General features: G+C 71.7%; 11 protein-coding genes. 1 reads left to right on the top strand and 10 read right to left on the bottom strand.

Translation table 11 applies throughout. The features are described from left to right. Positions 1-81: 81 nt before the first annotated feature. The 6 genes from AVW11_RS23720 to AVW11_RS23695 form a co-directional block, all read right to left on the bottom strand. On the bottom strand, positions 82-732 hold the full coding sequence (locus AVW11_RS23720) for a hypothetical protein (RefSeq protein ID WP_030844220.1): 651 nt from the start codon (positions 730-732) through the stop codon (positions 82-84). Then, entirely contained in the window at positions 729-1,316 is a 588-nt protein-coding gene (locus AVW11_RS38555; RefSeq protein WP_240528244.1) for a DUF6114 domain-containing protein, read from the bottom strand. Before AVW11_RS38555 ends, AVW11_RS23720 begins: the two co-directional genes overlap by 4 nt. Beyond that, entirely contained in the window at positions 1,307-1,936 is a 630-nt protein-coding gene (locus AVW11_RS23710; RefSeq protein WP_051699864.1) for a DUF6230 family protein, read from the bottom strand. Before AVW11_RS23710 ends, AVW11_RS38555 begins: the two co-directional genes overlap by 10 nt. Before the next feature lie 108 nt (positions 1,937-2,044). Then, positions 2,045-2,836, bottom strand: coding sequence for a MerR family transcriptional regulator (locus AVW11_RS23705; RefSeq protein ID WP_240528243.1), 792 nt, complete (start codon positions 2,834-2,836; stop codon positions 2,045-2,047). A 28-nt stretch (positions 2,837-2,864) separates the two neighbouring features. Further along, positions 2,865-4,058 carry a methyltransferase gene (locus AVW11_RS23700; protein ID WP_078096415.1) on the bottom strand — a complete coding sequence of 398 codons (1,194 nt, stop codon included), beginning with the start codon at positions 4,056-4,058 and terminating at the stop codon, positions 2,865-2,867. An 80-nt stretch (positions 4,059-4,138) separates the two neighbouring features. Then, positions 4,139-4,489: a tetratricopeptide repeat protein gene (locus tag AVW11_RS23695; protein WP_076045778.1), complete on the bottom strand. Its 351-nt coding sequence runs from the start codon at positions 4,487-4,489 to the stop codon at positions 4,139-4,141. A gap of 104 nt (positions 4,490-4,593) precedes the next feature. Here AVW11_RS23695 and AVW11_RS23690 point away from each other — a divergent pair, with 104 nt between their 5' ends. Next, the gene (locus tag AVW11_RS23690) at positions 4,594-5,559 is read left to right on the top strand and encodes a pirin family protein (protein WP_076045776.1); all 966 of its coding nucleotides are present in this window, start codon (positions 4,594-4,596) and stop codon (positions 5,557-5,559) included. Positions 5,560-5,686: 127 nt separating this feature from the next. On the opposite strand, the gene AVW11_RS23685 is transcribed toward AVW11_RS23690, so the two are convergent. The 4 genes from AVW11_RS23685 to araB all read right to left on the bottom strand — a co-directional run bounded on the left by AVW11_RS23685 (position 5,687) and on the right by araB (position 11,388). Next, positions 5,687-7,162, bottom strand: a complete 1,476-nt coding sequence (locus tag AVW11_RS23685) for a non-reducing end alpha-L-arabinofuranosidase family hydrolase (protein WP_076045774.1) — start codon at positions 7,160-7,162, stop codon at positions 5,687-5,689. 120 nt (positions 7,163-7,282) lie between these two features. After that, a complete protein-coding gene (gene araD, locus AVW11_RS23680; RefSeq protein WP_076045786.1) occupies positions 7,283-8,032 on the bottom strand; it encodes an L-ribulose-5-phosphate 4-epimerase AraD in 750 nt (249 codons plus the stop codon). A gap of 35 nt (positions 8,033-8,067) precedes the next feature. Further along, a complete protein-coding gene (araA, locus tag AVW11_RS23675) occupies positions 8,068-9,576 on the bottom strand; it encodes an L-arabinose isomerase (RefSeq protein WP_076045772.1) in 1,509 nt (502 codons plus the stop codon). A gap of 105 nt (positions 9,577-9,681) precedes the next feature. Beyond that, the gene (gene araB / locus AVW11_RS23670; RefSeq protein WP_076045770.1) at positions 9,682-11,388 is read right to left on the bottom strand and encodes a ribulokinase; all 1,707 of its coding nucleotides are present in this window, start codon (positions 11,386-11,388) and stop codon (positions 9,682-9,684) included. Positions 11,389-11,531 lie beyond the last annotated feature (143 nt).

The following is an 11,531-nucleotide window of genomic DNA, read 5'->3' as shown; positions in this document are numbered from 1 at the left end:
CCGCCCTGCGGCGGGCGGGCCCGCCCGGCTCCGGACGACTCCTGAGCCGGGCGGGCCCGCTCTCGTACGGCTGCCGGAGGATCAGGGGCCGACAGTGATGTCCTGCGCCGGGTCGGTGACGTCGGAGACCTTGTAGACCGCGTTGAAGACGGAGGCAGTCGCGCTCGTCGGGCAGCCGAACCCGCCGGTGACCTTGACCGGGACGGAGGCGTTGGTGAAGGTCAGGCTCGACGGGCTGCCGTTGACCCAGGTGCCGGCGACGCTCGCCGGGGCCGTGGGCGCGGCCGTGACCGTACACGAGGCGAGCCCGGTCGTCTTGAGGACCAGCCCGCCGATGGGCACGGTCATGGTCGCGGTGATCGGCGATCCGTCCTGCATGGACACCGCCCACGCGCCGCTCGTCGTGACCGTCGGGGTCACTCCCGGCATGCTGGAGGTGCAGGAGCTGTATGTGGGCGGCGAGATCGGCGAGGACACGGGCCCGGCCGGGTTGCTGTTGCCGGGGGCGGCCGGCACCGTGCCGGTGGAGACGGAGACCGTGCAGGTCACCGTCACCGACCCGGCCTTGAGGGTGGCCTTCCCGCTGAGGACGGCCTTGAAGTCGTGGCCGGCGGGGGTGACGGTGGTCGACCCGGCCAGGGGCGCGGGGGTGGCGGAGGCGGTGACCGAGGCGAGAGCTATGGCTCCGGCGGCGGCCGTCCCGAGGGCGAGCGCGGTGCGCGTGCGGCTCATGGCTGTGCTCCTTGGGGATCGGAGTGCGGGGTGGGGGGAGGGGGCGCGTTCCGGGGCGGGGCCGGCGCCGTGACCGGGGCCCGGACCATGCCCGTGACCGGGGTCCGGTCTGCGGTCCGGTCCGGGGTGGGGGCCGGGCCCGGGGTGGGGTCCGGGCCCGCGGTCCGGTCCGTGGGTCCGTCCGCGGTCCGGTCCGGATCGGCGGCCGGCGCCGCGCCTGCGGCGCGCTGGGCGGCGTACGGCTGCCAGGCGAACATCAGGCCGCCGCCGAGGATGCCGAGGAGGGTGCCGATCAGGAACCCGCCCAGATTCGACAGGACCAGCGCGGCGGTGGCGATCAGGGTGGTGAGGACACCCGAGAGGGCGCGTTGCGACGGTGAGAACCAGGCGGTAAGGCCGAGCACGACCATCACGATGCCCATCAGGACGGACGGGATCCCCGCCACACCCTGCTGGAGCATGACCTTCAACGGCGCCAGCGGGAGGACGCAGATCCACGCCCCGGCCAGGATCGCGAACAGCCCGCCCCAGAAGGGCCTGCTGAGCCGCCACCGACGCCAGCGCCGGCGGCGGCTCAGAAGCATTCCTTCTTGCCCTTGCTGACGTTCATGCTGAGACCGGAGAGCTTGAAGGTGCCGGCGTTCGTCGCCCACGCCGTCTGCTGGAGACCGGTGATGCGGACCGTGTCGGCCTGCTGGGCGAAGAGGTCCTGCATGCCCTGCGCGTCGGCCGGCCCCTTGTCGAGGGTGGAGGCGTCACGTCCGATCTCGATGTTGCTGAACACGGCGTCACCGGCGAGCTGGGTCGCGTCGACGAAGAGGTTGCTCGCCTCCACCGGGGTCTTCTTGCCCGCGGTGAGGTTGAGCGAGATGTCCCCGATCACCGGGAGCGTGGTGACCACGGACTGGCAGAGGTTGTTGAGCTTCGCCTCCCGGATGGCGGTGACGGCCACCGGGATGAGCTCCTCGCGCGCGTTGACGTCGACGCCGCCGTACTGGGCGAATCCCTCGCCCTCCAGGCTGCTCGCCGACACCTTGAACTGCTGCCCCGACACGGCGAACGAGGCGGCCAGCGCGCCCTGGGCGAGGGCGACGCCGAGGCCCGCGGTCACCGCGACGGCGGGGACGGTCAGAACGGCGAACCGGCGCCAGCGGACACGGCCGGAGTCGCTGTGATCGTCGGATAAATGGGGGGAACCGGTCATGGGGTCGTCCCTTGTTTTCGGCTGTGCACCGTTGTTACCGACGAGTTGAATGTAAGAGTGCCAATGGTGGTTGGCAAGGTTGTGCGAGCGCACCCTTTGAGCCGACTCCTACTGCTCCGTACGCAGCAGTTCCGCGACCTCCGCGTCCACCCTCCGGGCCATCGCCCGGGCGAACTCGGTGGCCACGACCTCGCCGGCGACCGGCCGCAGGGCCGTCACCGCCGCCGTGACGTGCTGGATTTGGGTGGCCGAAAGCAGCTCCAGCCCCTCGGCGCCGATCACGTGCCGCCGGAACAGGCCGACGAACCGGTCCGCGAGCGCGGCCGCCTGCGCCTGGACGAACTCCCCGGCGTCCAGGATCTCCGCCAGCGGCACCCCCTGCCGTACCAGCGCCAGCGTCGCCTCCAGCAGCCGCCGGCTCGGATAGGTGACGAGGTCCCCGTCGACCGTGACGTAGCCGAGTTCCGCCGCCCGCCGGGTGTCCGCCGCGGTGGCCGTCGGGCCGAACAGCTCGCGCAACTCGGCCCGGGTCAGCGTCACCGGCTCCTCCTGCACCCAGTCACGGGTCATCTCCCGCTCCAGGCCCAGCAGTTGGGACAGGCCGCCGCCCTCCTCCCACGCGTTCAGCAGCTCCGCGATGCCGTTGACCGTGTAGCCGCGCCCCAGCAGGTCGCTGATCAGGCGCAGCCGGGTCAGGTGGTCGTCGGAGTACCAGGCGATCCGGCCCTCCCGGCGCGGCGGTGGGAGCAGCCCGCGCTCCTGGTAGTAGCGCAGGTTGCGCACCTTGACGCCGGCCGCCCGGGCCACGTCCTCCCGGCGGTAGCGCACGCCGCCTGCGTCCGCCACCTGACCGCCTGCGTCCCCCACCTGACCGCTTCCGTCTCCCACCTGGCTGCTCACGCGCCAGAGTGTAGGACGTACCGGCAGGTCACATGGGGCGCGTGTCGCGCGGACGGTCCTGCTTGACCGCCCGCAGCACCACGAACTTCGGCTCGCTCGCGACGACTTCGCTGTTGCCGAAGAGCCGGCGCAGGTGGGTGTGGTAGCCCATGTGCCGGTTGGCCACGACCCACAGCTCGCCGCGCGGCCGCAGCGCCTTGCGCGACTGCGCGAACATGCGCAGCGCCGTCGCGTCCGTCGTGGCCTGGTGGGAGTGGAAGGGCGGGTTGCACAGGATCAGATCGACCGAGCCCGGGTCCAGCATCGCGACGCCGTCGCCCACGAGGAAGTCGGCCCGCTCGCGCTCACGGTGCACGTTGGCGCGGAACGTGGCCTTCGCCGAGGCGACCGCCTGGTACGACTCGTCGGTGAACACGATCTCCGCGCGCGGGTCCGCGACGGCGACGGCGGTGCCGACGATGCCGTTGCCGCAGCCCAGGTCCACGACGCGGGCGCCGTCGGTGTTGGTCGGGATGCTCTGCAGGAAGAAGCGCGTGCCCACGTCGAGCCGGTCCGCGCAGAAGATCCCGGCGTGGTTGACGGCCGTCAGCCCGGCACCCGAGCCCGCTTCCTGGTCCAGCTTGTACGTGACCGGCCACGGGTCCTCGCCCCGCGTCGCCGTGGCGCCGGGCGTGCAGAAGATCAGCCGGGCCTTCTTCTCGGCGAGCGAGGTCCTCGTCGGGCCGAGGATCTTCTCGAAGAGGTTCAGGGTGGAGGTGTGGATCTCCTTGACCATGCCCGTGCCCACGACGACGGTGCCCGGGTGCACGTGCGGCGCCAGCCGGTACAGCTGGTCCTCCAGCAGCGCCAGGCTCTTGGGCACCCGTACGAGGAGGACGTCGATCCGCTCGGGCGGCGGGTCCTGCGTGGTCAGCAGCCGCACCGTGGACTTGGCGGTGCCGATACCGGCCCGGTCCAGGTTCGCCGCGGTGCTCGCCCGCGAGAGGTAGGAATCGGTGATCTGCGTCGGGTGGTACGCGGCCAGTGCCGTCGTCAGCGCTCCCCAGCGGTCACCGAGGATGGTGATCTGCCCGGCGCCGGCCAGGTCCACCGGACCGCGTTCCCCCGTACCGGAGTCGAGGTGGCGCAGCAGGTACTCGTCGGCGGCGTCCCAGGCGCGGAGCCGGTCGCGCGGGTCCTCGGGGAAGCGGGTGAGCTCGTAGGAGCCGAAAGGCGTGGTCAGACGGTTCATCGTGCCCCCAGGCTAACCGAGGCCGCCGCCCGGCCCCGCACACACGGGGCCGGGGCCGCCCGCGTGCGCCGCTACTCGGGGAACTCGCCGGCCATCGCGGCCGCCATCCGCAGGTGGGGACGGGCCTCGTCGGGCCGGCCCATACGCTCCAGGGTGCGCCCGAGCATGAGCCGGGCGTAGTCCTCCACGGGCCACCGCTCCAGCACGGCCCGCAGCTCGCGCTCGGCACGCGAGAGCTGCGCGGAGTGGTAGTAGGCACGGGCCAGCAGCAGCCGCGGAGCCAGCTGCTCGGGGGCCTCGCCCGCCAGCGGCTCCAGGATGCGGGCGGCCGTCGCGTACTCCCGCGCGTCGAAGAAGAGCTGGGCGCGCGCCCAGCGCTCGGCTGCCGTCCCGTGCTCGTAGTACTCCGTCGGCGCGTTCATCGCGTCCCTTCCGCCGTTCAGGTGGTTCGTCCGCTGCTCCAACACGCATGGCCGCCGGAACATTCCACTGAACACCACCGCCCCCTCGGGGCTAGGTTGTGCCCATGAGCAATCTCGATCGCCAGCCCGCTCTCTCCGCCTGCGGCGGCCGCGGCTTCGTCGTCGCCGAACCGGTGCGCGAGCTCCTCAGCCCGCGCACGGTCAGGCTCGGGGAGTCCACCGAGGTACGCCGACTCCTGCCGAACCTGGGCCGCCGCATGGTGGGCGCCTGGTGCTTCGTGGACCACTACGGCCCGGACGACATCGCCGACGAGCCCGGCATGCAGGTCCCGCCGCATCCGCACTCCGGTCTGCAGACCGTCAGCTGGCTCCACGAGGGCGAGGTGCTGCACCGCGACAGCGTCGGCAGCCTGGAGACGATCCGCCCGCGCGAGCTCGGCCTGATGACCTCGGGCCGCGGCATCAGCCACTCCGAGGAGAGCCCGCGCCCGCACGCCCGCTTCCTGCACGGCGCCCAGCTGTGGGTGGCCCTGCCGGACGCCCACCGCAACGTGGAACCGCACTTCCAGCACCACGCGGACCTGCCCCGGGTGACGGCCCCGGGCCTGACGGCGACGGTCATCCTCGGCACCCTGGACACGGCGACCTCGCCCGGCACGGCGTACACCCCGATCGTGGGCGCCGACCTGGCCCTGGCGGCGGGCACCGAGACCCGGCTCCCGCTCGACCCCGACTTCGAGTACGCGGTCCTGTCGATGTCCGGCGAGGCCCACGTCGACGGCGTCCCGGTCCTCCCCGGCTCGATGCTCTACCTCGGCTGCGGCCGCACGGAACTCCCCCTGCGCGCGGCGTCGGACGCGGGCCTGATGCTCCTGGGCGGCGAACCGTTCGAGGAGGAGATCGTGATGTTCTGGAACTGGATCGGCCGGTCCCACGAGGAGATCGCCCAGTTCCGCGAGGACTGGACGAACGGCACCCGCTACGGCGAGGTCAAGGGCTACGACGGGCCTCCGATTCCTTCCCCTGAGCTGCCTCCGACCCACCTGAAGCCCAGGGGTCGCGTGCGTTGACCTGCTGGTTCGTGCGGACGAGGGCCGGGTGCCGTGCTCACGCCCGGCCCTGCGCCTTCGGTTGCAGTCGCCGACTTTGCTGACGAGCAGTGGGTGCCTGCCCCGCCCTCGGGGCAGTACCACGTCGTCAGCGGTGCAGCGTCAGCAGACCTGGCCGGTAGGGCCACTGTCCGTAGTCGCCGCCGGAGTTGGGATCGCGTCCCTGGTAGAGGAACCGCAGGTTGCAGGGGTCGACCGTCATGGTCTGATCGGGGCCGGTCCGGATCAGTTCGCCATGGCTGATGTCGTTGGTCCAGGTGGCGCCGCTGTTGGCCTTGCCGGCGAACGGGGTGTTCTCGGTCGCGGCTTGGGGCGTCCATGAGCCGTTCAGGCTGGTGGCCGTGAACGAGCGGAAGTACCGGCCCTGCGAGCCGATCGCCTCGACGATCATGAGGTAGCGGTCCTGGCCCTGGAGTTTGTAGACCTGCGGTGCTTCGAACAGGTTGTCCGTCGTGTCGCTCATGACCACTGTTGAGGTCGCGCCGAAACTGCCCGGGAAGTTCCCGATCGGCATACCGGCCCGGTAGATCTTGCCGTTGTCACCGGCGAAGAACAGGTACATGTTCGTCCCGTCACCGATGAGCGTCTGGTCGATGGGCCCGGTCCCGGAGCCGGCGATGCTTCCGGAGAAGAGCTCCTGCTCCGCCGACCAGCCGTTCGGGTTGGCGGGGTCGGTCGATGTCCGGTAGGAGAAGGCGGTCCTGCCCCACTGGTAGGCGAGCACCCAGATGTTCTTCGGCGCGAAGTGGAACAGGGTGGGTGCGACGACGGAACTCGCCATCGCGTTCTGGCCGGCCGAGGCCATCTCCGGCCAGTCGGTGAACGGCGTGAAGTTCATCGAACGCCAGCCGACCCCGGTTCCCGCCGCGCCGTGCGTCGTCGCGTAGACGAGCTGCCTCCCGTTGTAGGGGGCGACGGTGAAGTCCTTGAGCGAGGCCCACCCGGCCCTGGGCTGTGCCAGCGGGCCCGTCGACGTCCAACGGTACGCAGAGGGAAGGGCGCACGCGCCGGGGTTGCCGCCGCCGACCTTGACGAGCTGCCACTGCTGGTTGGCGCCGCCCCAGTCGTCGTACTGGACGATGTTCGCGCCGTCGGCCGTGGAGCCCCCCTGCACTTCGAGGGCCTTGTTGCTGTGGCGCGCGATGAGCCTCACGTAGCCGTCCGGGCTGTCGACCAGCCTCCACTGCTGGTTGGTGCCGTTCCGGTCGGCCCACTGGACGACCGGGCCGCCGTTGGCGGTGGATCCGTTGTGGACGTCCAGCACCTTGCCGGAATGGCGGGACTTGATGCGGTGGTAGCCGCCGCCGGAGTCGACGAACTGCCACTGCTGCTGGTTCTGGTCGTTCCTGGCCCACTGGGTGATGCGGGCGCCGTCGCCGGTCGCCAGGTTGTAGACGTCCAGGGCCTTGCCGCTGTTGCGGTTGACCAGGACGTACCAGGCGTTGGTGTCGACGGTCGCGGCACCGGCGGGCTGGGCATTGAAGAGGGTTGCCATGAGCAGAAACGGCACGAGGCAGGCGACCAGGCGCGTCAGGCCGGCCGGCGGCCGATGGCGAATCCACATCAAAGGATCTCCTTCGGGAGGTGGGGGGACAGCGACCCCGCGGGTCCACGGAGCCGGCCGCGTCGTGTCGGGGCGCGGCCAGCACGGCGCGGCGGGGACGGCGTGGTCAGGCAGATGTGGTCAGGCGGAGGGGGGATTGCCGTAGTAGGCGTTCGGTCCGTGCTTGCGGGTGAAGTGTCGGTCCAGGACGTGCTGCGGGGGTTCCACGGTGCCCAGGGCGATGGTGTGGAGGGCCATCTCGGCCACCGCCTCGCAGATGACGGCGTGCTCCAGGGAGGTGGCGGCGTCGGCGCCCCAGGTGAAGGGGCCGTGGTGGGCGACGAGGGCGCCGGGGACCTCCTCGGCCCGGGTGTTGTCACGGCCCAGCAGGTCCACGATGACCTGGCCGGTGTTGTACTCGTAGTCCGTGGCGCATTGCTGGGGGGTGAGGGGCGCGGTGACGGGGACGGGACCGTTGAAGGTGTCCGCGTGGGTGGTGCCGAGCACCGGTATCGGGCGCCGTGCCTGGGCGAAGGCGACGGCGTGGGTGGAGTGTGTGTGGGTCACGCCTCCGATGGAGGGGAAGGCGAGGTAGAGGCTGCGGTGCGTCTCGGTGTCGGTGGACGGTCGCAGACGGCCTTCGACGACACTGCCGTCGGACAGGGAGACGACGACCAGGTCCTCCTCGCTCAGCACGTCGTAGGCCACCCCCGAGGGCTTGATGACGAAGACGCCGGCCTGCCGGTCCACCCCGCTCACGTTGCCCCAGGTGAGGGTGGCCAGGCCGGCTCGGGGGATGCGGAGGTTGGCCTCCCACACCTCTCGGCGCAGTTCCCTGGAAACGGCGGTGCTCACGGTGGGCTCCGTCCTGGTGCGGGTGGAGGTGTGCACGGCGCCCTGCGGGGCGGGTGCGGCGGCGTGGTCGCTCACAGGCTCTGGGCCAGACGGTGGTACGCCTGGTTCCAGCGCAGCTCGCGCGTGAAGCGCCGGATGGTGGTGTCTTCGTCGATGACGGCGAGTTCGGTACGGAGCATCTCGGCGAGGTCTTCGAGCTCCTCGCCGCCGAGAGCGGTGGTCAGGACGGTGTGGTGCGGTGCTCCGGCCGTCAGCCAGGCCTCGGTGGACGTGCGCAGGTCGGGGCGGGGGCGCCAGACGGCTCGTGCGACGGGGAGCCGGGGCAGCGGCTCGGGCGGGCCGACGACGTCGACGTGGTTGGCGACGAGGCGGAACCTGTCGCCCATGTCCGCGAGCCCGACGACGACGGCCCGACCGGGATCCGCGTCGAAGACGAGGCGGACCGGGTCTTCGCGCCCGCCGATGCCGAGCGGGTGGATCTCACAGGCGGGCGTGGCCGTCGTGAGGGAGGGGCAGACCTCCAGCATGTGGGCGCCGAGGACGAGCTCCTGGCCGGCCGTGAGGTCGTAGGTGTAGTCCTCCATGAACGAGGTGCCGCCGGGCAGGCTGCGGGCCATCGTCTTGAGGGCGCGCAGCAGGGTGGCGGTCTTCCAGTCACCCTCGCCGCCGAAACCGTAGCCGTCCGCCATCAGGCGCTGCACGGCGAGCCCGGGAAGCTGGCGCAGGCCGCCGAGATCCTGGAAGTTGGTGGTGAAGGCGCGGAAGTTGCCCTGCGTGAGGAACGTGCGCAGACCGGCTTCGATACGGGCGGCGTAGCGCAGGGAGGCGTGGCGCTCGCCGCCCGGCCGCAGCTCGGGCGCGATGGCGTAGAGGTCCTGGTACTCCTTGACGAGGGAGTCCACGGTGTCCTCGGGGGCGGCGTCGACCGCGGCGACGAGGTCGTTGACGCCGTAGGTGTTGACCGAGACCCCGAACCGCAGCTGCGCCTCGACTTTGTCGCCTTCGGTGACGGCGACATCGCGCATGTTGTCGCCGAAGCGGGCGAGTTTGAGGGTGGTCAGTTCGCAGCGGCCGAGGGCGGCGCGGGCCCATCCGGCGATGCGGTCGACCACGTCGGGGGCGCAGACGTGGCCGGCCACGGTCTTGCGCGGTACACCGAGCCGGGTCTGGACGAAGCCGAACTCGCGGTCGCCGTGGGCGGCCTGGTTCAGGTTCATGAAGTCCATGTCGATGGTGGACCAGGGCAGTTGGCGGTTGGCCTGGGTGTGCAGGTGCAGCAGCGGCTTGCTCAGGGCGTCGAGGCCGGCGATCCACATCTTGGCCGGGGAGAAGGTGTGCATCCAGGCGATCAGGCCGATGCAGCGGTCGTCGGCGTTGGCCGCCAGGCAGACCGCGCGGATGGCGGCCGCGTCGGTGAGGACGGGCTTCCATACGAGGCGCACGGTCATCTGGGGCCGGCGGGCGAGGGTTTCGCAGATGGCGCGGGACTGGTCGGCGACCTGGGCGAGGGTGTCGTCGCCGTAGAGGGACTGGCTGCCGGTGAGGAACCAGATCTCGCGCTCGGGCTGGGCAGGGGTCATGACGGGGTGTGCTCCTCGGAGGTGCTCGGGCGGAGAGGCCGGGCCGATGGAGGCCAGGGCGATGGAGGCCGGGCCGATGGAGGCCGGGGCGGGTGGTGGTCCGGGTCAGCGGGCGGTGGCGAGGCGTGCGGTGTTGCGGATCCGGCGCAGGCGGTGCAGGAGCAGGTCCGCGCCGGTGCCGAAGTGGTCGTGCAGGGCGCGGTATTCGCTGAACAGGGCGTCGTAGGCGTCCGCCCGTGCGGGGTCGGGGACGTACGCGTGGCGCTTGACGCTTCCCATGGCGGAGGCGGCGGAGCGGACGTCGGGGTAGGCGCCCGCGGCGACGGCGGCGTGGATGGCCGAGCCGAGCGCCGGCCCCTGGTCGGAGGTGCCGAGGGAGACGGGGCGGCGGAGCACGTCGGCGTGGATCTGCATGAGCAGTGCGTTCTTCTTCAGGCCGCCGGTGACGATGAACTCCTCGACGGGGATCCCGGCGCCCTCGAAGGTTTCGACGATCATCCGGGTGCCGTAGGCGGTGGATTCGAGCAGGGCCCGGTAGACGTCTTCGGGCCGGGTGTCGAGGGTGAGGCCGGCGATGACTCCGGAGAGGTGGTGGTCGACCAGGGGGGAGCGGTTGCCGTTCATCCAGTCCAGGGCGACCAGACCGTGCGCGCCGACCGGGCCGGCCGCGGCCTTGCGGGTCAGGAGCTGGTGGAGGTCCTCGCCCGATGCCGCCGCCTCGGCCCGGTAGTGGTCCGGGACGCACTGCCGGAGCCACCAGGCGAAGATGTCACCGACCGCGCTCTGGCCGGCCTCGTAGCCGTAGGCGCCCTGGACGATGCCGCCGTCGACGACCCCGCAGATGCCGGGGACCTCGGCGAGCGTGGCGGCGTTGAGGACGTGGCAGGTGGAGGTGCCCATGATGGCCAGCATCCGCCCGTTCTCGACGGCGCCGGCCGCGGGCGCGGCCACGTGGGCGTCGACGTTGCCCGCGGCGACGGCGACGCCCGCGGGGAGGCCGGTCCAGCGCGCGGCCCGCCCGCCGAGTGTGCCGACGCGGGAGCCCAGTGGTGCCGGCGGGTGCTCCAGGCGCGTGGCGGGGAAGTCGGCGAAGTCGGGGTGCAGCCGGGCCAGGAAGTCGGGCGAGGGGTAGGAGCCGTCCTGGTGGATGCCCTTGTAGCCGGCGGTGCAGGTGTTGCGGGACTCCTCCCCGGTCAGCTGCCAGACGATCCAGTCCGCCGCCTCGATCCAGCGGGCGCAGGCGGCGTAGACGGCGGGGTCCTCTTCCAGGACTTGCAGGGCCTTGGCGTACTGCCATTCGGCGGAGATCTTGCCGCCGTACCGTGCGAGCCACTTCTCGCCGTGGGCGTGGGCGAGGGCGTTGATGCGGTCGGCCTGCCCTTGGGCGGCGTGGTGCTTCCACAGTTTGGGCCAGGCGTGCGGGCGGTCGGCCCACTGCGGGATCAGGGCGAGCGGGGTGCCGTCCGGGGTGGTCGGCAGGACCGTGCAGGCGGTGAAGTCGGTGGCGATGCCGATGACGCGGCCCGGGTCGATGCCGGCGTCGGCGACCGCCGCGGGAACGGCGGTACGCAGGACCTCGCGCCAGTCCTCCGGGTGCTGCAGGGCCCAGTCGGGGGGCAGGGGGACGCCGGTGGCGGGAAGGCGGTCCTCGATGACGGCGTGCCGGTACTCGTGGACCGATGAACCGAGTTCGGCGCCGTCCCGGACCCTGACCACGACGGCGCGCCCGGAGAGGGTGCCGAAGTCGACGCCGATGGTGCAGGCCTCGGGATGGTGGCGGGCTGCGGGGCCGGAAAGCGCGTGAGGGGTCACGATGCGGTCTCTCTCGTCATGGGCAGCGGTCGGAGAAGCCCTCTGATTGTTAACGCTCACAATTCTGTTGGACAAGGGCCTGGGACGGTTCTTTCGAGCATCGGGCAAGGAATGGGGCCTCTGATGTGTGCGCGCACTCACTG

The organism is Streptomyces amritsarensis (assembly GCF_001953875.1).
Classification (GTDB): Bacteria; Actinomycetota; Actinomycetes; order Streptomycetales; family Streptomycetaceae; genus Streptomyces; species Streptomyces amritsarensis.
This window is presented reverse-complemented; position numbering and strand designations above follow the sequence as displayed.

Excerpts from the sequence above, each read along its gene's own strand:
- AVW11_RS23720 (WP_030844220.1), bottom strand. The coding sequence starts at position 732 with ATGAGCCGCACGCGCACCGCGCTCGCCCTCGGGACGGCCGCCGCCGGA.
- AVW11_RS38555 (WP_240528244.1), bottom strand. The coding sequence starts at position 1,316 with ATGCTTCTGAGCCGCCGCCGGCGCTGGCGTCGGTGGCGGCTCAGCAGG.
- AVW11_RS23710 (WP_051699864.1), bottom strand. The coding sequence starts at position 1,936 with ATGACCGGTTCCCCCCATTTATCCGACGATCACAGCGACTCCGGCCGT.
- AVW11_RS23695 (WP_076045778.1), bottom strand. The coding sequence starts at position 4,489 with ATGAACGCGCCGACGGAGTACTACGAGCACGGGACGGCAGCCGAGCGC.
- AVW11_RS23690 (WP_076045776.1), top strand. The coding sequence starts at position 4,594 with ATGAGCAATCTCGATCGCCAGCCCGCTCTCTCCGCCTGCGGCGGCCGC.
- AVW11_RS23685 (WP_076045774.1), bottom strand. The coding sequence starts at position 7,162 with ATGTGGATTCGCCATCGGCCGCCGGCCGGCCTGACGCGCCTGGTCGCC.
- araA (WP_076045772.1), bottom strand. The coding sequence starts at position 9,576 with ATGACCCCTGCCCAGCCCGAGCGCGAGATCTGGTTCCTCACCGGCAGC.